Below are 19,653 nucleotides of genomic sequence, written 5' to 3'. Positions count from 1 at the left end.
CGGTTGTTGGGCTCAGTGTTGCCGCAGGTATGGGCAGTTTCCATACGAATCAGGGCCGATTCCGTCGGCCGCTCCACCAGCGACGGAGACGGGTGCTTGGCCCACGCCACGCATCGATGAACTCGTCCACGTCGCGACCGAGCCTTGCGCCAAGAACGAGGGTCAAGCTGAGCAGTCCGAATACTGCAAATGTCCCGAGGGTGACCTTGTCCAAGGCCCAGCCTTTCTTGCGAGGCTGGACGGAACACGCGCGCGCTCAGTCCAGCCACCAGTAGGTGACGAACTGAGATCGCGCCGGTGCAGCGACTCAGGTGGTACTCCCGGTGCAGACCGGGCGATCTTCTCGGGATTTCGAGTCTGACAGGCACGCGGTTGCTCTCCGCATGAGAGGCGCGACAAAAGCCTGGGGCGTACCGGAAACTCCAGGATGGGGCCCCATTGTGGGCCCTACCTCTGGTGCCCTTTCGGGGCACCTACTGCCATTGGGCTGCCGCCCAATATGAGGGATTCTACCGCCAAGCCGTAGTCGGCACAGCCGAGTCACCCGATTGGGTCGAGGCTCGCCAAGGTGGGTTCCTCGCTTGTCGACTTGTGGGCAGTAGGGGCGTCACTCTGCTGGTGTAGCGCTGGTCAGGGTTGGTGGGGCCACCTGCCCCTGGGTGTCAGCGTCGTCGGGGGCGTGGCCCGGTTGGTGTCGTCGGTGCCTTGGTGAGCAGCGGGCCGTTGGCGAGGGGGGTGCGTGGTGGGAACAGGGTTTGGGTTGTACGGCTGCGGGCTGCTTCGGCGCGACGGTTGGCTACTGGGTTGCGTGCGGTGTGCTGGATGCGGGTGATGAGGACCCGGGCGGGTTGGCGTGCAGTGGTGAGTTCGCGCTGGGCGGCGGCTTCCCGCAGGAGTTGCTGTGGGTGGTGGCCTCGGGCTTCGGCGTCGGTGAGGACGGTGGCGAGGGCGGGCCAGGAGGGGTCGGTGAGGATGCGGTCGGCGTGGTCGGGGACGGCGGCGTGGATGTCGCGGGCCAGGACGCGGCGGGCGGGTTCCCTGGGCCGGCGGTGTTCGAGGGCGGCGAGCTGGGGTTCGAGGGCCTGATCGGCCGCTGCCTGGAGGTGCTGGACGGCTTGGTGGGCGGCGTCGGCCTGGTGGGCGTGGCCCTTCGCTTCGTGCCAGCGTCCGGCGATGATCGCGGCCCAGACGAGTGCGGCGACCAGGGCGGCGAGGGCGCTGCCGTCGGGGCCGGTGGCGGCGTGGGCGATATCCCGGGCGGCAGTGCGCAGGGTGTGGGCGGCGTGGTGTTCGGCCCGGATCTGTGACCGCTGGGCACGGGCGAACGCCCTGGATGCGGCTCGGAGTTCGGCTTGGAGGTGGGTGGGGGCTTTCTGGGCGGTGGCTTCGATGAGTTCGCCGAGTGCGGTGATGTGGGCCTGGGCGTGGGCGTCGTCCGCGAGGCCGTGCGGGAGGTCGTCGAGGGTGTCGACGGCTTGGTGCCAGGCGGTGGTGGGGTGGGTGCGGCGGGCGGTGGGGTGCTCCTCGGGGCGGGTGGTTTCGAGGCGGGCCCGGAGTTTGGGGAGGGTGAGGTCGGGGGCGAGTTTCCCGCCGGGGTGGAAGATCTGTTCGCCGTCCTTGTTGAGGTCGCCGGGGCGGCCGAGGGCGTAGCCGAGGAGGTCTCCGGAGGGCCCTCGGCGGGGTTTGACGGCGATGTCGTCGGCGGCGAGGTAGGCGAGGAGTTCCTCGGTGTCGGTGACGTGGGGGATGGCGGCGCGGACGCGGTCTTCGAGCCAGCGGCGGCTGGTCTGTTCCCAGCCGAGGCGGGCGGCTTTGTGCATCTCGGCCTGGGTGGGGGCGCGTGTGCCGGTGCGGTCGCCCTTCTCCAGCTGGCGCAGGCCGTAGTCCTTCTCGATCCGGCGGCAGGCGTCGCCGACGCGGATGCCGCTGTCGTGGAGCTTGGGCCGGCGGCCGTCTTCGCGGACGGTGGTGGCGAGGATGTGGATGTGGTCGTCGGCGTGGCGGACGGCGATCCAGCGGCATGCGAGGTCGTCCCCGGGCGGGGCGATGCCGGCGGCTTCGACGATGCGCTGGGCGATCTCGCCCCACTCGGCGTCGGAGAGGTGCCGGTCCTCGGGTGCGGCGCGGACGGGGCAGTGCCAGACGTGGTCGGTGACCTTCTTGCCGAACTCGCTGTTGCGGAGGTGGACGGGTTCGTCGAGGTGGCGGGCGAGCTGGGTGAGGGTGGCGTTCTCGTTGCGGCCGGGGTCGGGCATGCCCAGGGTGGCGAATGCGGCGACGATGTGGGGGTCGAAGTGCTGGTCGTGGGTGTCGAGGCTGTAGAGGTAGGCGAGGAGTCCGCGGGTGTTGGACCCGGCTGGTTTGATGGCGGCGATCACGCGGCGAGGTCCGTTCCGGTATCGGCCGGCCGGAGGGCTTCGGCGATCAGCTCCAGCAGTTCCTGGACTTCGGTGAGGCGCTGCCGGATGTCGGGCGGGGTCCGGTCGCTGTTCAGGGCGCGAGCGATCTGGTTGATGTTGTTGCCGGTGCGGTTGAGCTGACGCAGGACCTGGGCGCGGAACATGTGGGTGCGGCGGCGGTCCTCGGACAGCGGGAGGTTGGCGGTGAACCGGCCGGATACGAAGGCGAGGACGATGTCGGCGGCGAAGCCCGACTCACCCTTGTAACCGTGCTCGGCGGCGGCCTCCTGGAGGAGCAGGCGCTCAGCGTTGGTGAACCGCAGTGGGCCGACGCGGATGGTGCGTTTGGTGCCAGTGAAACGACGGATCGCGGGCTGGACAGCCGTCACGGTCGACTCGTCGGACACGGGCGCGGTGATGGTTGCGGGGTGGAGGATCTGCTGCTGGACGACGTGGAGTGTGTCCGGTTCGGGGCCGCCCTCGGTCCCGAACCCCTGGTCCGGCGCCCCCTGGCGCAGGGCCGTCTCCGCCACCCCTGGGGCGGAGATTCCCGAAGACCGGCCCTGAGTCGGACTCGGGGTACTACTGGCTCCGCCCGGGGCAACGCTGGTGAATGCCCGTCGAAGACGGGCCAGCAGCTTCGGCGACTTCACCGGACGCGGGACGGCGTGTTCTGCGGCGGTTGGGGTGTGCGGGTCGTGTTTCACGGTGGACATCCAAAGCGGGAGACTGCGGCAGGGTGAAGCGGGCGGGACCCGTAACTCGGGGTCCGGTGCTGCCCCACAGGTGTGGACGGGCGGTGGGGATGGCGAGGGGCTGCGGGGTGGGGGTGGTCGGAAGGGTTCCGACCACCCCGTCTGTTCCGGTCGAGCGCCGGTCAGCCGTCGATGAGACTGGTCTCGGATTCGGCCCGCAGGGTGTTCATGACCTCGGTCAGCCGCTCGCCACCGACCTTGAGGCCCTTGTCCCTGATCGCTTGCAGTACGACGGAGCGGGAGACACGACCGTGCTCGGCGACGGCGATCCGGCCGATCTCCACCAACTCGTCGAGGGTCGCGTCCGCAGGCCGCCCACCCCGTCGGATCGTTGCCGGTTCGCTGGTGAGCTGCCCCGGAGCAGGGACGTGCAGCAGCGAATGCGGAGCCTCGGCGGTGGTGGTGGTTTCGCGGGTGATGAGGATGTGCAGGTGGACGGCTCCGGCGAGTGCGAGCGGGGCGAGGGTGGACAGAATGCCGACGGTGAGGTCGCTCAGGTGCAGCGTGCCGGGCAGGCTCTGCTGGTTGATGCGTACGGCGTGGAGGGCGTTGGCCCAGATGCTGGCGCAGGTGGCGGTGCCGAAGAGGGCCCAGACGTAGAGGCGGGCTCGGAACGGGGCGGTGCGCAGGACGAGGAGGGCGCGTACGCCGTAGGCGATGAATCCGTCGATGACGAGCGGGAATAGGTAGGTGAGGAGTCCGCGGACGTGGATGGCGACGGCCATCTGCTGGAGGGCGTCGTACGAGAGGGCGCAGGCGGCGGCACCGAGGGAGAGGACCGCGGCACGGTCCCAGCCGGTCATCCGGTGACGGGTGTCTGGGTGAACGGGCGGTATGGCGGACGAGGCCATGGAAGTCAGGGCTCCTGGTTAGTACGAGTGGGGGAGAGGGCGCGTACACGGGAGCTCACGCGGGGGGCGTACACGCGGGCCCCCTTCTAAAGGGGCCCCGCGCGTGATCGCTTGGGTGCGTGTACGGCGTGAACGTCTGTGTGATCGCTCTACCTGCGGTTTCGCGGTGTGCGTGTGTCCTGTGAGCGGTTCACGGCGGCGTATGAGCGCAGGAGTCGCGTGTACGGGCCCGTGATCGCCTGGCGGGTCCGGTGCGGTTCAGCCGACGGCGGTGAGGTGGCGGGCGGAGGGGTAGTAGCGGGTCTGCTGTCCGCCTCCGGCTCCGCCGGCGATGCCGTCGGCCTTGGTCGCCAGCCCGCTGTCGACGAGGCGGGCCAGGTGGCGGCGTGCCTTCTCCACGTCGGCCCGCTCGGGGTCGCCTCCGCCGATCAGGACGGTGGCGAGGTCGCGGGCGGTCAGGCCGTTCGGGGCGTTCCGCAGCAGCACGGCCGGGTCACGGGTGGGGTCGACGGTGGTGGTGCCGCGAACGTGGTCGTGGGTGATGTCGAGCGGGCCGATCTCGCCGGTGGGGGTCTTGAGGTGGTGCAGGGTGACCGCCGGGTCTCCCGCCCGTCCGGTGATGAAGAGGACGCTGCCCGCTCCGGCGGTGAGCCAGGTGGAGCCGTAGACCTGGTCCAGGGCGGGCCGCTGGCCACGCGGTGCGTCGGCGGTGGCCTTGCGCTGGTGGTGGAGTTCCATGATCTCCACGCCTTCGCGCAGTGCGCGCATACGGGCGTTGTGGAAGGCGACGGCGAGGCTGTCGTCGACCATGGTGCTGACCGCGTCCTTGAGGCTGTCGATCACGATGGTGTCGGCCTGGTGTGCGGCGGCGAGGTCGGAGAGGAGGTCCGGCTCCTTGTCGAGGGTGGCGGGGAGCGGGCCCTGCCAGACGGCGAGCCGATCTCGCAGAATCGTTTCGTCGCAAGGGAAGGTGCGCCGGGCCATGGCCTTGGCGATCTGCCGGGGGCGGTCCATGGCGAGGTAGAGCACCCGCCTGCTGGGGGCGACGGGCATCTCCAGGACCGTTTCCTGGAGGCCGAGCCGGGCGAAGACCACTTGGTGGGCCAGGGTGGTCTTGCCGACTCCTGGTGGCCCGACGATCATCAGGCTCTCGCCCGGGGCCCAGACGGTCTTCTCGCGGGTGCCCCACAAGGGCTCGGAGTCCGCACCGCTCTCCGTCACGAAGGCCCATCCGTTGACGGCGAAGCGGGAGAGGCGGCCCTGGCCCGAGGCGAGTGCTCGTTCGCGCTCCGCGCGTACCTCCGCCTCGACCTCGCTGCGTATCGCCTCGGGGTCGGCGCCCGGCTCCTGGGCGCGCTGGACGGTGCGTACGGCCGAGGTGAGCAGTCGGCGGAGGTCGGCCTTCTTGCGGACGATCTCCGCGTGGTGATCCGCGCTGCCGGTGCCGTAAGGCGCGTCGGCGAGCTGGTGGAGGTAAATGGCACCACCGATCCGCTGCAGGTCACCCTGCTGCTGGAGCAGCTCGGTGAGGACGATCGGATCGGTCGGCTTTCCTTCGCGGTGCTGGCCGAGCAGCGCGCGCCAGATGGTCTCGTGGGCTGGTCGGTAGAAGGCGTCCTCGCCCAGGACGGGCCGGACTGTGTCGATGATGCCGCTGTCGTACATGCAGGCACCGAGCACCGCGCGCTCGGCGTCCACGTTGAAGGGCGGCTCCATCTGCGCTCCGTAAGCCGGGGCAGGGGGCTCCTGGGAGCGGGATGGTATCTGGGCAGGCGGAGACGTACCCTCGTGCACAGGACTCCTCACCCGGCAGGCCATATGGGGCGGCAACCCCGGCCGGGCCGGTCGAATCGTTAGGTATGGCGGTTGTGGGGTTTCTGCTTCGCCCCCGGTGCTCGCAGGCGCCGGGGGCTTCTTCATGTCCGCCCCCGATCAGGGGCATCCGCAACACTACCAGCAACGATTCAAATGGGAATGACTTGCAATGCATATTGGGTTGGTGTTAGCTATTCGTCATCGGCCCGAGCCCACAGCGAGAGGAGATGCGCCCGATGAGCAGTGAAGACGGTGCCGCCCGCGCCGGGACGGACCGGCCGGAACCCGAGAACCACGTGGCCGAGCGCATCCGCATGGAACGGGAGGTCCGCGACTGGAGCACGGCGAAACTCGCCGAGGAGATGACCAAGGCCGGCCACCCGATCAACCAGTCCGCCATCTGGCGCATCGAGAGCGGCAAACCACGCCGCCGGGTCAACCTCGACGAAGCGCTCGGCTTCTCCAAAGTCTTCGACCTCCCCCTCGACGAGCTGACCAGCCCTCCGGGCGGCTTGATGAACGCCCAGGTTAGACGGCTTGTCGGCGAGTACGTCGAGAAGTGGAAGGAGTGGCGCACCCTGGGCAAGGCACAGGACCGCATCATGGCCGAGCTCGACGACTACGCGAAGGCTCACCCCGACCAAGTGGACATGGTCAAGGTCCTGCTGATGCACGAGCTCGAAGTCGCCTCCGCCGGAGAATTCCGCCACCACCGTGGCGCGAGCAGCAAGCTGCAAAGTTGGCTCGGCCCCGACCGGATGTGGCCGAACGCCGACTCCGAACAGCCTCCCGCCCAGTAACCACCTCGCCACGGTCGAGTCGGCGCTGCGAACGCCGACGACCCACACGGCACCCGCAAATCCCACAACCGCCATACCAACGATCGACCGGCATCGCTGCCTGGGTTGCCGCCCTCGCCCGCCGGTCAAGGAGCCTCCCTTGCCTCAGAGCACCACCCTGCCCCTTGCCCAGATCGCCCAGCTCCTCAACGTCCCCGAGGACTGCCTCCACGCGCTCATAGCCGCACGCGGCGCCGACCGCGGGGACACCACCCTCATCGGCCTCACGGTTACCGAAGCCGCCCGCCGCCTCGGTATCGGCCGCACGAAGATGTACGAGTACGTCGCGTCTGGAGAAATCGGCTCCGTCAAGATCGGCAGCCTGCGCCGCATACCTGCCGAGGCGGTCGGTGAATTCCTAGCCCGCCGTCCCCAGGCCACGGACTTCCGCCCTGCGGCCTGAGCAGGGTGCACATGGCAAAGACCACGAAACCCCAGAAGTCCCGTCAGCCCAACGGTGCCTCATCCATCTACCTCGGCAAGGACGGCCGCTGGCACGGCCGTGTCACCGTCGGGGTCAAGGACGACGGAACCCCGGACCGTCGGCACATCAGCCGTAAGTCCCGCCCTGAGGTCACCAAGGTCGTCCGCGAGCTGGAGCGCCAGCGCGACAAGGGCGCCGTCCGCAAGGCTGGCCAGTCCTGGACCGTGACGACCTGGCTCACCCACTGGGTCGAGAACATCGCCGCCGCGCACGTCTCGGAGAACACGATCGACGGCTACCGGGTGGCCGTCTACCACCACCTCATCCCCGGCCTGGACGCCCACCGCTTGGAGAAGCTGGACCCCGAGCACCTGGAGCGCTTCTACAAGAGGATGCAGGACACCGGCAGCGCCGCCGGCACCGCCCACCAGGCCCACCGCACGATCCGCACGGCGCTGAACGAGGCCGTACGCCGCAAGCACCTCACCTCGAATCCCGCCTCCATCGCCAAGGCCCCCAAGGTCGAAGAGGAGGAGGTCGAGCCGTACACGGTCGAGGAGGTCCAGCGCCTCCTCGCTGAAGCGGGCAAGCACCGCAACACCGCCCGCTGGGTCATCGCGCTTGCCCTCGGCCTGCGCCAAGGCGAGGTCCTCGGCATGCAGTGGGACGACGTCGATTTCGAACTCGGCGTCATCCGCGTACGTCGTGGCCGGCTGCGGCCCCGCTACAAGCACGGCTGCGGAGATCACTGCGGCCGGAAGCCCGGCTTCTGCCCCCAGAAGATCAACACCCGCCGCGAGACGAAGAACGCCAAGTCCCGCGCCGGCCAGCGCCCCATCGGGGCCCCTGATGAGCTGCTTCAGCTCCTCCGCCAGCACCGCGAGGAGCAGGCCCGCGAGCGAGCACAGGCCCGTGACCTGTGGACGGAGAAGGGGTATGTCTTCACCTCGCCCACCGGTGAGCCCCTGAACCCGAACACGGACTACCACAAGTGGAAGGAGCTCTTGAAGGCCGCAGGCGTTCGCGACGCTCGCCTGCATGACGCCCGCCACACCGCGGCGACCGTCCTGCTCATCCTCGGAGTCTCCGACGCGGTCGTCGACGCCATCATGGGCTGGGAGCCCGGCAAGTCCGCCCGGATGCGCCGCCGCTACCAGCACCTGACCAGCCGAGTCCTCAAGGACACCGCAGCCAAGGTCGGTGGCCTCCTGTGGGGCACGGACGAGGCCGAGGGGAGCGCTGCGCTGCAGGCAGGCCAGAGCCCCGTCCCCGCCGAGCTGGCGGTCTACGTCGCCCGCCTCGGCGAGCGGCGCGTGCCCTTTCTCCATCGCGAGCACGCCGACGAGGTCGTCGCAGGTTGGAGCGAGGACTGGCCCGACCACACCGCCCAGGTCGAGGAATGGGACCGCTGGAGCTGGGAACACCAGGGCCCCGGCGGCGCGGGCGCCATCCGCGACCGTGTACCGGAGCGGGTCGTGGTCTTCCACGCCCGAGCTCTGTTTCTCCCTGGCGGAGAACGCGTGGCAAGCGGGGTCCTGGAGCAGTGGTCGGTGCCGGCCTGGGAGTTCGAGACCGACCGCTACACCGACCGCGCCTCAGCTTGGCGTACGGCCCGACGCCCCGGCACAGGCCAGGAGGTCGAAGCCGAGGTGCGAGGCACGGGCAAGACGGCCGTGGCGGCGGCCTTCGCTGAGGCGTGTGCACAGGCTGTGGACCGTGCACGGCATCCAGGGAAGTACGGCGACACCGACGACTGGTAGTGCCCCGGAATGCCACCCACCATGGCGAATCAGTGGAGTCAGCCACGTGAAGCCAGGGCATCGGGCCCACTCGCGACGAGGCCCGGCAACCGCCACAGGTTGCCGGGCCTCAACGCGTACGTCAGTCCACGAGATAGTGAGCCTCAACGTAGGCGACGGTGGAGCCATAAGGCTCTCCCACCGGCTTCAACGTGTACCGGCGGAAGACTGCGGCGGTGGCACGACGGACGCCACGGTTGCGGGCCTCGGCGTTGTCCCATGACTGGGCGAGGGTGCGCTTGACGACCTGGTCGATCTCCTCGGCCAGGTTCTGCTCCGTGACGGTGAGACCGGGCGGCGCGTGTTCTCGGATGATCCGAGACAGGACACCCACGTGGTCGTCATCCAGTACGACGGCTTCGTCGGGGTGCTTCTCGGCGTTCACGATGGCACGGGCGACCCGGAGTGCTTCGGCCAGGAACTCCAGGGCGTCTTGGGCGTTCTGGATGATGCGGTCCCGCAGTTGCCTGATTCGCTCTGCCAGGGCCGTGTACCTTGCGGACCCCGGTTCGACGCCCTTCTCAAGGGCGGCCTTGATCTGGTCCAGGATCTCCGCCGCAGACGGCGGCCTCTTGTCCTCGCTGCCGTCCTTGTCGGGCTTGGGACGGACGAGGGACAGCAGCTCCTTGAGGATCGTGATGCCTTGGGCATCCAGGACGAGAGCTTCTTCCTGAGAGGCGGCCACCGAGAAGGAGTGGACGTGGGCGTTGATTATTTCCAGGACCATCGGCCCCAGCTCGCCCAGTCGCTCCTTCCTTTCCTCGTCGGAAGCCTTCTTGAACAGAGTCGTGTACGCAGACCCGAAGAGCCCGAACCCGTCCTGGTACTTGGCGACCCGCTTGTCCGTGTTGATGAGTGGGTACAGGCGGGCCAGAAGCCGGTAGTTCTTGCTGAAGACCTCGGCGGCGTCGGGGTCGGCGTCCAGGAAACCGTTGATGGCACGTACGGACTCGTACCCGTGGGCTGTGAGGTCGAGGCCGTCCACGTCTGCGAGAAGGTCTTCGACGCGAGCGAAGGTGGTCCGGAACTCGGCGACCAGGTCGGTCAAGTCAGTGACGAACCCACCGCCCTTGCCAGCGGACCCTTCGGAGGTGGGGTCGACGACGGCACGCTGGACCTCTTCGGCCAGGCTGATGTAGTCCACGACCACGCCGGTGGTCTTTACGAATCCTGCCGGGGACACCCACGTGCGGTTCGGCCGAGTGATCGTCTGGAACAGGTTGTGAGCCTTCATAGGCTTGTCCAGGTAGAGGACGCCCTCGTTAGGAGCGTCGAACCCGGTCATCAGCTTGGCCGTCACGACCAGGAAGCACAGTGGGTCATCGGGGGAGAGGAACCGCCGCTTCTGGTCCTCCTCGTCGACCTCGGATAGCCGGTAGGGCTGCATGGCCGCTTTCTCGGTCTTGGCATCCGAGACGTGGATATTCACCTCTGCGGTGATCCGATCGTGCTTGCCGACTTCGGTGAGCACCTGCGCTGCTTCGTAGCTGGCCAGCAGTTCGTTGATCTTGTCCGTGTACGCCACGGCCAGCTCGCGGTTGTAGGCGACTACCTGCGCCTTGAGGCCGTTGCGATAGGTGCCAGCCAGGTAGTGGTCCACGATGTCCTGGCAGACCGTGTGGATGCGTTCGGGGTTGGTAAACACCGAGGTGAGGCGCCCGAACTTGCGGGACAAGGATTCACGGTCGGGGTCGTCGAGGTCGAATTCGTCGGCGAACTGGTTGAACTCGGCCTGCAGCGCCCCGTCGTTCATCTCGAAGGTGACCGGGTGCGGGTCCAGCATGACGGGAACGGTTGCCTCGTCCTGCAGAGACCGGGACACCGAGTATCGATGCAGCACCCGGTTCGGGTCGGTCTCCTCACCGAAGAGGGCGAAGGTGTTGGTCCCGAGGTTCCTGACGGGTGTGCCGGTCATCCCGAAAAACTTCGCATGCGGCAACGCTGCGCGCATCTGCCCCGCCAGGGACTCTTCCTCGGATGACTGCGTGCGGTGCGCCTCATCGACCAACACGATGATGTTGCGGCGGGTCGACAGGTCTTTGCCAGCGTCCGCGAACTTGTGGACAGTGGTGGAGATGACGCCGCGCACATCATCAGCTAGCAGGGAACGCAATTCCTTGCTGGTGGAGGGCTGGTGGAAGTAGGCGTCTCCCATCGCGGAGGTGAACACCCCGGAGGTCTGCCGCACGAGCTGGGTTCGGTCCGAGAGCAAGATGATCGTGGGCGACTCGGTGCGGGTGTCAGCCAGCAGGAGCGAAGCGGCGAACACCATCAGCAGCGTCTTCCCGCTGCCTTGGTGGTGCCAGATCAGGCCTTTCTTGCCGTCGGCCAGAACCCGCCTGTGGATCAGGTGGGCGGCCTCCATCTGCGGGTAACGGGGCAGGTACTTCTTGTCTGCCCCGCCTCCCGAGGTGTCGAAGAGGACGAAGTTCTCGAGCATGTCCAGGACCGTGGCTGGGTTGAGCAGCAGCTCGACGGAGCGCTGCACGTCGGCCAGCCCGGACAGGTTCTCGTCGTCGGCGGTGGATCGGAACGGCTGCCACAGGTTCAGGGGCGCACCAGCGGCACCGAACCGCAGCTTCAGTCCGTCGGAGGCGACAGCGAAGACATTGGGGGTGAAGAACCACGGATACTCAGTGGCGTACACGTCGTTGATCTCGCGTGCGGCGTCGGCCCACCCCGCCTTAGCGGTCGGTGACTTCACCTCTACGACAACGAGGGGCAGGCCATTGACCCAGTACACAAGATCGAACCGGCGGGGAGCCTTCCCGGGGATGGCTATGGTCACCTCGTCCGACACGACAAGGGTGTTGGTGATCGGGTGCTCGAAATCGATGACCTTCAACGCATGCCACAGGCCGTCGGCGCCCCGGAACTCCTTGTGTCCGCGCAGCAGCTCCAGTACCTGCTCGTTAGCGCGCACCAGCCCGCCGTCTACGGCATTGACGGTGGCGATGATCTCCTCGACCACGGCGTCCACGTCGAACCCATCGATTACCCCTGGGTTGAGCCGCATGATGGCGTCCCGCAGCTGGCTAGCGAGTACCGTCTGTGTCGTCTCACGCGGCAGCGACCTGCCCGCTGTGAAGTCCCAGCCCATCGGGAGGGACCACTGGATCATTAGGTTCTGGAACTCGCGCTCCCGAATGCCTCTCGCCATTGCTTAAACCTCCAACAGCTCGGCGGACTTGATGTTGATCGAGCGATTCAGCAATCCGGACAGCAGACTTGCCCGCACCTGTCGGAGACTGGCGGCCTCCGCGCGGAGCGCGACGATAAGTGCATCGAACCCTGCAGCGCGTTCGACGAGTCCCGCCTGTTCTTTCAGCGAAGGCATGGCAATTTTACGGGCGATGTACTCCTTTACCGACAGATTTGTGATCCCGGTCGTGCGGCGGGAGTAGTTATGGGTCAGCCCTGAAGCCCAGTCGTGTCGGAGTCTCCAGAAAACGTATCTGGGGAGCGCCTTATCCGCATCTACTCGCAACAAACGCTGGAAGTCGGTGGGTACGCACGGCGCTAGGGCGGGCCCTGCGATAGCGACTCGGCCAACGGGTTGCTCGGGCGAACCCCCAGACCGTTCTAGGATAATGTCCTGCTCCTGCACCGTCCGGGTGTCAGCCTGTTTCGTTGTGAACGATCGGATCGGTGAGTCGTCGGTTACGAAGTCGGAGGTGCCGGGCGTATAGATGCGAGGCCCGAGGGCGAGCCGATCAACCTCGCCTTCCCCTTCAGGCTTGCCCCAGACGCCCCCGACCACATGAGAGCACAGATCAATAATCCTGTGTGGTTCACCCTCGACAGCCGAGAAGTGCTTCGCGAGCACCATATTAAGGAGTCTCCGCGCAGTGCCGGCCTCGGAGTCAAGCGCTGTGAGTTGGTTGTCTACCGCGCCGATGATCTCGACGATCCGCTCCTGCATCGGAAGTGGAGGAAGGATGATCGGGATAGCACTGAACGCCTTAAAGGGGAGACTGCGTCTGCGGTTTACGCTGCCCTGTGCATTGTTGGCGTACTCCGCCAACATTCGAGGGCTACGGACCATCAATTCCGCATACTCCGGCAGCGCAGCCCCCTCGCCCCGCCATCGTAGGGTGGTGTACATGGGGCTGATGGCACCGGTCTCACCCAGGTTGTTCCGGGCGATGGACCCTTCGTCAATGTGGATGGTGGAGTACGCCCACCCTCCCGGACCGACGATCTTGTAGCCGTCGAGCTTCTCCGATGCGATCCGTTTGCCGAAGTACTCGTCGGCACGGACGAACCCATTGTATTTGGATAGGCTCATCACGGTTGGCTCTTCTGTATGTGCCCCGAGTTTGGAGTTGTCTACCGAGAAGAGCCGTCCGAGTGTGACCTGCTGCCAATCGCTCGTCAGAGTCCGCAATACAGCTGGCTCTTCTGCGTGTGCCCCAAAATTGGGGTCGTCCACCGAGGAAAGTGGTTCGAGTGTGACCTGCTGCCAATTACTCATCGAATCCCTCGATTCCGGCAGCCCCGAGCACCCTCGCCAAGTTCTTCTCCGCACGGCGTCGTTCGGCGCGGGCGACATTGTAAACGTCGATGAGGCTTCCGAGGGATTCGGCTTCGCTAGCAGTTCGCTTGATGTAACGGCCGATGTTCAGATCATATCCGTTCGCAGCGATTTCCATCGTGGAGATGAAACGCGCAACCAGGCCGCCGCCGAGGCTGACCGAATTGCCGTCGGTTTCGAAGCTCGAGTGGTAGGCCGACACCACGTCAGCGATATCAGCCTCGCCAAGCACGTTGCGCTTCTTGGCGTGCGAAAACCGATTGGAGGCATCGATGAACAACACGCCTCCCTGCCTCTCGGGATCCTTGGTGCCAGGAGCGCGGAAGGCCAGGATGCAGGTTGGGATACCGGTGTTGTAGAAGAGGTTGGCCGGCAGCCCAATCACAGCTTCGAGGAGATCTTTTTCCAGGACGCGCTGACGGATGGTTGCTTCCTGACCCCCGCGGAAGAGGACACCATGAGGCAGGACGACGCCGGCACGGCCCTTCTTCGGGTCCATGCTGGCGATCATGTGCTGGACGAATGCCCAGTCCGCCGACGACTGCGGCGCGACCCCGCCGATAGCCCGGGGGTCATTGGCCCAGGGCTTCCACTTCAAGCTGTAGGGCGGGTTAGCGACGATCACATCGAACTGCTCAACGGACCCATCCTGCTTCTTGAAGCGGGGGTCTCTCAGGGTGTCGCCGACCTCGACCTTGAATTCGGTCAGGTTGTGCATGAAGAGGTTCATACGGGCCACGCCTGCGGTGTCCGTTACCGCCTCCTGCCCGTTCAGGCTAAGTGTGTACCCCCGGCCGCCGTGGGACTTCAGGAGGTTGGCAGAGGCAATGAGCATGCCGCCTGAACCGCAGGTCGGGTCGTACACCGACTCGTGGTTCTTGGGGTTCAGCAGTTCGATGATCAGCTCGACAACCTCGCGCGGGGTGAAGAACTGGCCGGCACGAGTACCGGACCCGTCGGAGAAGCGCTTGAGCAGGTACTCGTACGCCCCACCGAGCACGTCGTGGGACATGTTGCCCTCGTGCATCTTGGGGACGCGGTTCATCGCCCGCATGACGGACGCCAGCACCTCCCCTGGTAGCACTGCTTCGGAGGTCCACGTCATGGACCCGAACAGACGGGAGAACTTGTCAGGGTTGGCCGACTCGATGGCCTGGAGGGAAGCGCGGACCCGCTGGCCGAGGCCGTGCTGGGCGACGGAAGCGAGGATGGATGACCAAGAGGCGCGGGTCTCGGCGACGGTGCCAGGGAAGATGAGGGGGATCTTGAACGTCTGGTAGTTGCTGTACTCGACCTCGTCGGCTTCCTCGGCTGAGAGGTCGTCGTTCTCCTCAAGGAAGATCTGGTGGGTGTGCTCCCAGGTGTCCGAGAGGTACTTCCAGAACATCAGAGGGAAGACAACCGAGGAGTACTGCGCTTCGGGCATCGCCACGCGCAGCTCGTCGGCCGCGTCCCACAACCGGTTCTCGATCTCCTGCTGGGTCACTGCCATCAGTCGGGGTGTCCTTGCTCGTGTCTGGGTGGCGGGCTAGAAGCCGTGCAGTCTCCGCTGGGCATCCTATTTTGGCCCTCTGACAATGAGGCTGTGGCCGACCTCTCTGCTGGTCGCTTCCAGTGGCTGACCCGGGCTGGTGCGGCCCGCGCGTCGCCGTGGAGCCTCATGCTCCCAAGGGGATCTTGGTCTCGACACGGCCCGACGATCACGACCCCGGTGCCCGATCACCGGCAGAGAAGCCAGGGCCTGCTTGTGGGTGTCCACGGGTGTCGGCTCCGCGTAACTGAGACCAAAACTGAGACCACGCACGTCGAAGGCCCCCACCTTGCGGCGGGGGCCTTCGACGTTAGTGCCCGGTGAGGCACTGGCGGAGGATACGAGATTCGAACTCGTGAGGGGTTGCCCCCAACACGCTTTCCAAGCGTGCGCCCTAGGCCACTAGGCGAATCCTCCGCTGGAGACATTACATGACGCCGAGCCGTGCTCGCGAACTCGTTCGGAGCCCCCCGGATCGGGTACTCTGTGCGCAGCCCCTCACGTGGCGCTATCTGACTGAACTCCCCCAGGGCCGGAAGGCAGCAAGGGTAGGTCGGCTCTGGCGGGTGCGTGGGGGGCGTTTGCGTGGGGTGGGCGCGACGGGCTTCCGGTCCGGGTTGTCGGTGGGCGCCTATAACCTCGTAGGTGTGTCGTCTCTCGCGCTGTACCGCCGCTATCGCCCGGAGTCGTTCGCCGAGGTCATTGGGCAGGAGCATGTCACTGCGCCCCTGCAGCAGGCCCTGCGGAACAACCGGGTCAACCACGCGTACCTGTTCAGCGGTCCGCGCGGGTGCGGCAAGACCACCAGTGCGCGCATCCTCGCCCGCTGTCTGAACTGCGAGCAGGGCCCCACGCCCACCCCCTGCGGCGCGTGCCAGTCCTGTCGCGACCTCGCGCGCGGCGGCCCCGGCTCCATCGACGTGATCGAGATCGACGCCGCCTCCCACGGTGGTGTGGACGACGCCCGTGACCTGCGGGAGAAGGCGTTCTTCGGGCCCGCCAGCAGTCGCTACAAGATCTACATCATCGACGAGGCCCACATGGTCACGACGGCCGGCTTCAACGCCCTGTTGAAGGTCGTCGAGGAGCCGCCGGAGCACCTCAAGTTCATCTTCGCGACCACGGAGCCCGAGAAGGTCATCGGCACGATCCGCTCGCGCACGCACCACTACCCGTTCCGTCTGGTGCCGCCCGGCACCCTGCGGGACTACCTCGGTGAGGTGTGCGGCCGGGAGAACATCCCCGTCGCCGACGGCGTGCTCCCCCTCGTCGTCCGTTCCGGGGCGGGTTCCGTCCGTGACTCCATGTCCGTCATGGACCAGCTGCTCGCCGGCGCCGACGAGCAGGGCGTCACATACGCGATGGCCACCTCGCTCCTCGGGTACACGGACGGTTCGCTGCTCGACTCCGTCGTGGACGCCTTCGCCGCGGGGGACGGCGCCGCGGCCTTCGAGGTCGTCGACCGGGTCATCGAGGGCGGCAACGACCCCCGCCGCTTCGTCGCCGACCTGCTGGAACGCCTCCGCGACCTGGTCATCCTGTCCGCCGTTCCCGACGCCAGCGAGAAGGGCCTCATCGACGCCCCCGCCGATGTCATCGAGCGGATGAGCGCCCAGGCCGGAGTCTTCGGCGGCGCCGAGTTGAGCCGGGCCGCCGACCTGGTCTACGAGGGGCTCACCGAGATGCGCGGGGCCACCTCGCCCCGGCTCCAGCTCGAACTGATCTGCGCCCGCGTGCTGCTGCCCGCCGCCTACGACGACGAGCGCTCCGTCATGGCCCGGCTCGAACGGCTGGAGCGCAACGGCGCCGTAGGTCTCGGCGGTGCCGTGGGCGGTGCCGTGGGTACGGGCGGTGCCGGCTGGGCAGGTGGGGCGGGTGGGGTCACCGCACCCGCGCCCTCGCCCGTGCAGCCCCCACCCGTACAGCCCGCCCCGTACGCCCCGCCGCAGCCCGCTCCGCCGCAGCCCGCCCCCGACCTCGCCCCCGAGCCCCCGCCCGGCCCGGCGCCCCACGCCCCGACCGCGCCCTCCGCCGAGCCTGCCCCCGTACCGCAGGGTTTCGCGCAGCCGGCCCCCGCACCCGTCGCCCCGGCGACCCCCGCAGCCCCGCCGCAGGCCGCCGCCGCGCGGCGCCCGGGCGGCTGGCCCACCCCCGCCGCCGCGGGCGGCGGCCCCCCCGCGCCTGCGGGCAGCCCCACCGCACCGCCCGCCCAGCCGACCCAGCCCACCGCTCCTGCGCCCGCGGCCCAGCCGCCCCGGGCACCCGCCGCGCCCGCCCCCACGGCGCCGCCCGCCGGCGGGCTCGACCCCCGCGCCCTCTGGCCGAACATCCTGGAAGCCGTCAAGAACCGGCGCCGCTTCACCTGGATCCTGCTCAGCCAGAACGCCCAGGTCGCCGGCTTCGACGGCACCACCATCCAACTCGGGTTCGTCAACGCCGGCGCGCGCGACAACTTCGCGAGCAGCGGCAGCGAGGACGTCCTGCGGCAGGCCCTCAGCGAGCAGTTCGGCGTCCAGTGGAGGGTCGAGGCGATCGTCGACCCCTCGGGAGGCTCCGCACCGCCGCCCGCCGCGGGGAACTTCGGCGGACGCCCCGCTCCCCAGGGGGCGCCGCCCGCCTACGGTTCCGCCCCCGCGGCGCCCCGGCCGCCCGCCCCGCAACAGCCCGCGCCCCCCGCCCCCCAGTCCCCGGGCGGCGCCCCGGGCGGTCAGCCGGCACCCGCCGCCCCGCCGCCACCGGCCCGCCACCACGCGCCGGAACCGGTGCACTCCGTGGCGCCGGAGGACGACGTCCCCGAGGACGACGACCCAGACCTCGACGAGTCCGCCCTCTCGGGCCACGACCTCATCGTCCGCGAACTGGGCGCGACCGTCCTGGAGGAGTTCTCCAACGAGTGAGCCGGTGGTCGACCACAGGCGAAGAACCCCAGGGGACCCGAAGAACCCCAAGGGACCCGAAGTACCCGAAGTACCCCAGGAGCCGCGGGGGAAGGGCCGTCCGTCGGGGCGGCGGTTCGTAGGAACCTCCCAGTCCGGGGGCGTCCGAGCATCGGACACCCGCACGAGCCGGGTCGGGCCGGCGGTTAGGCTGGCGGGCGTGAAGGTCCTCGTCATCGGCGGCGGCGCCCGCGAACACGCCCTGTGCCGCTCACTGTCCCTCGATCCCGACGTCACCTCCCTGCACTGCGCGCCCGGGAACGCAGGCATCGCCGAGGTGGCGGAACTCCACGCGGTCGACGCGCTCGACGGGGCCGCCGTGGCGGCGCTCGCCGCGCGCCTCGAAGCCGACCTCGTCGTCGTCGGCCCCGAGGCCCCCCTGGTGGCCGGGGTCGCCGACGCCGTGCGCGCCGCGGGAATCGACTGCTTCGGCCCCTCGCGCGAGGCGGCGGCGCTGGAGGGCTCCAAGGCGTTCGCCAAGGACGTCATGGCCGCCGCCGGGGTGCCGACCGCCCGGAGTTACGTGTGCACCGACCCCGAGGAGGCCGACGAGGCGCTCGACGCGTTCGGCGCCCCGTACGTGGTCAAGGACGACGGGCTCGCCGCCGGCAAGGGCGTCGTCGTCACCGATGACCTGACGGCCGCCCGGGAGCACGCGGCCGCCTGCGAACGCGTCGTCATCGAGGAGTTCCTCGACGGTCCCGAGGTCTCGCTCTTCGCGATCACCGACGGGACGACGGTCGTCCCGCTCCAGCCCGCCCAGGACTTCAAGCGGGCGCTGGACGGCGACGAAGGCCCCAACACCGGCGGCATGGGCGCGTACTCGCCGTTGCCGTGGGCCGACCCCGAGCTGGTCTCCGAGGTGCTGGAGCACGTCCTCCAGCCGACCGTGGACGAACTGCGCAAGCGCGGCACCCCGTTCTCCGGACTGCTGTACGCGGGGCTGGCGATCACCTCGCGCGGGATGCGGGTCATCGAGTTCAACGCCCGTTTCGGCGACCCCGAGACGCAGGTCGTCCTCGCCCGGCTGCGCACCCCGCTCGCCGGGGTGCTGAGCGCCGCCGCCCGGGGCACTCTGGCCGACATCGAGCCGCTGCGCTGGAGCGGCGACGCGGCGGTCACCGTCGTCGTCGCCTCGCACAACTACCCGGGGACCCCGCGCACCGGTGACCCCATCGAGGGGCTGGACGCGGTGGCGACCGAGGACGCGCCGCACGCGTACGTGCTGCACGCCGGCACGGCGCAGGACGGGGACCGGGTGCTCAGCGCCGGTGGACGCGTCCTGTCGGTGACGGCGACCGGCACCGACCTCACGCAGGCCCGCGAGCGCGTGTACACGGCGGTCGGGCGCATCGGGCTCGACGGCGGTCAGCACCGCACCGACATCGCGGCGAAGGCGGCGGCCGACGCCTGAGCGCCCCGCCCGGCCCCGACGCCCGGTGACCCTCCGCACGGCCCCGGCCCGGTACGCACCCCGTACCGCACCGGGGCCGTCGCACGTCCAGAGGCGCACGTCCAGAGGCGTCCAGAGGAGCCGTACGCACTCGGGCACGTGTTCGTGTTGCCGCCAGCATTTGCCAGCCACCTCTACCCAAAGCCATTCCATCGAGTGACCAATGGTCTATACGGCTGACGACGGCCGGGGGCCCAACTAGGGTGCGGCGCATGCGTTCCGGCACTTGGCCCAGCGGCATTGCGATGTCGTGGGGCGGTGCCACAGTGGGGGAGTGAACAACGCCAAGGGAGCCCCGAAGCGGTCCGGTCGCCGGA

The 19,653-nt window shown here is 68.4% G+C and carries 12 protein-coding genes, 1 tRNA gene and 1 other RNA gene; 6 read left to right on the top strand and 8 right to left on the bottom strand.

Annotation, left to right across the window (positions count from 1 at the left end; translation table 11 throughout):
• Positions 1 to 662: 662 nt before the first annotated feature.
• The 4 genes from ACFV88_RS01820 to ACFV88_RS01805 form a co-directional block, all read right to left on the bottom strand.
• The gene (locus tag ACFV88_RS01820) at positions 663 to 2,378 is read right to left on the bottom strand and encodes a relaxase/mobilization nuclease domain-containing protein (protein ID WP_385484871.1); all 1,716 of its coding nucleotides are present in this window, start codon (positions 2,376 to 2,378) and stop codon (positions 663 to 665) included.
• Positions 2,375 to 2,932 (bottom strand): MobC family plasmid mobilization relaxosome protein, encoded by a 558-nt coding sequence (locus tag ACFV88_RS01815; protein ID WP_385484870.1) that lies wholly within the window; start codon positions 2,930 to 2,932, stop codon positions 2,375 to 2,377. Before ACFV88_RS01815 ends, ACFV88_RS01820 begins: the two co-directional genes overlap by 4 nt.
• Before the next feature lie 344 nt (positions 2,933 to 3,276).
• On the bottom strand, positions 3,277 to 3,957 hold the full coding sequence (locus ACFV88_RS01810; protein WP_385484868.1) for a DUF2637 domain-containing protein: 681 nt from the start codon (positions 3,955 to 3,957) through the stop codon (positions 3,277 to 3,279).
• A 306-nt stretch (positions 3,958 to 4,263) separates the two neighbouring features.
• Complete coding sequence (locus ACFV88_RS01805; RefSeq protein ID WP_385484866.1) at positions 4,264 to 5,823, bottom strand: DnaB-like helicase N-terminal domain-containing protein; 1,560 nt, start codon at positions 5,821 to 5,823, stop codon at positions 4,264 to 4,266.
• A 233-nt stretch (positions 5,824 to 6,056) separates the two neighbouring features.
• On the opposite strand from ACFV88_RS01805, the gene ACFV88_RS01800 reads away from it, so the two are divergent.
• From ACFV88_RS01800 to ACFV88_RS01790, 3 genes are all read left to right on the top strand, one after another.
• A complete protein-coding gene (locus tag ACFV88_RS01800) occupies positions 6,057 to 6,620 on the top strand; it encodes a helix-turn-helix transcriptional regulator (protein ID WP_385484864.1) in 564 nt (187 codons plus the stop codon).
• A 139-nt stretch (positions 6,621 to 6,759) separates the two neighbouring features.
• Positions 6,760 to 7,062: a helix-turn-helix domain-containing protein gene (locus tag ACFV88_RS01795; protein WP_385484863.1), complete on the top strand. Its 303-nt coding sequence runs from the start codon at positions 6,760 to 6,762 to the stop codon at positions 7,060 to 7,062.
• Positions 7,063 to 7,073: 11 nt separating this feature from the next.
• Positions 7,074 to 8,843 carry a tyrosine-type recombinase/integrase gene (locus ACFV88_RS01790; RefSeq protein WP_385484861.1) on the top strand — a complete coding sequence of 590 codons (1,770 nt, stop codon included), beginning with the start codon at positions 7,074 to 7,076 and terminating at the stop codon, positions 8,841 to 8,843.
• A 121-nt stretch (positions 8,844 to 8,964) separates the two neighbouring features.
• Here the strand turns inward: ACFV88_RS01790 and ACFV88_RS01785 are convergent, their stop codons facing one another.
• The 4 genes from ACFV88_RS01785 to ACFV88_RS01770 all read right to left on the bottom strand — a co-directional run bounded on the left by ACFV88_RS01785 (position 8,965) and on the right by ACFV88_RS01770 (position 15,364).
• Positions 8,965 to 12,042 (bottom strand): type I restriction endonuclease subunit R, encoded by a 3,078-nt coding sequence (locus ACFV88_RS01785; RefSeq protein ID WP_385484859.1) that lies wholly within the window; start codon positions 12,040 to 12,042, stop codon positions 8,965 to 8,967.
• Between the two features lie 3 nt (positions 12,043 to 12,045).
• The gene (locus tag ACFV88_RS01780) at positions 12,046 to 13,356 is read right to left on the bottom strand and encodes a restriction endonuclease subunit S (RefSeq protein WP_385484857.1); all 1,311 of its coding nucleotides are present in this window, start codon (positions 13,354 to 13,356) and stop codon (positions 12,046 to 12,048) included.
• On the bottom strand, positions 13,349 to 14,908 hold the full coding sequence (locus ACFV88_RS01775) for an N-6 DNA methylase (RefSeq protein WP_385484855.1): 1,560 nt from the start codon (positions 14,906 to 14,908) through the stop codon (positions 13,349 to 13,351). The genes ACFV88_RS01780 and ACFV88_RS01775 overlap by 8 nt, the downstream gene beginning before the upstream one ends.
• Before the next feature lie 368 nt (positions 14,909 to 15,276).
• Positions 15,277 to 15,364: transfer RNA gene (locus ACFV88_RS01770), tRNA-Ser, on the bottom strand.
• A 72-nt stretch (positions 15,365 to 15,436) separates the two neighbouring features.
• Here ACFV88_RS01770 and ffs point away from each other — a divergent pair.
• The 3 genes from ffs (at position 15,437) to purD (ending at position 19,297) form a co-directional block, all read left to right on the top strand.
• An RNA gene (ffs, locus tag ACFV88_RS01765) (signal recognition particle sRNA small type) lies at positions 15,437 to 15,533 on the top strand.
• 61 nt (positions 15,534 to 15,594) lie between these two features.
• Positions 15,595 to 17,844 (top strand): DNA polymerase III subunit gamma and tau, encoded by a 2,250-nt coding sequence (locus tag ACFV88_RS01760; RefSeq protein WP_385484853.1) that lies wholly within the window; start codon positions 15,595 to 15,597, stop codon positions 17,842 to 17,844.
• Positions 17,845 to 18,043: 199 nt separating this feature from the next.
• A complete protein-coding gene (gene purD, locus ACFV88_RS01755) occupies positions 18,044 to 19,297 on the top strand; it encodes a phosphoribosylamine--glycine ligase (protein WP_385484851.1) in 1,254 nt (417 codons plus the stop codon).
• Positions 19,298 to 19,653: the final 356 nt, after the last annotated feature.

This window comes from Streptomyces sp. NPDC059816 (assembly GCF_042732055.1).
Taxonomy (GTDB): Bacteria; Actinomycetota; Actinomycetes; order Streptomycetales; family Streptomycetaceae; genus Streptomyces.
The sequence above is the reverse complement of the archived record's forward strand: the minus strand, read 5'-3'. Positions and strand labels throughout refer to the sequence as shown.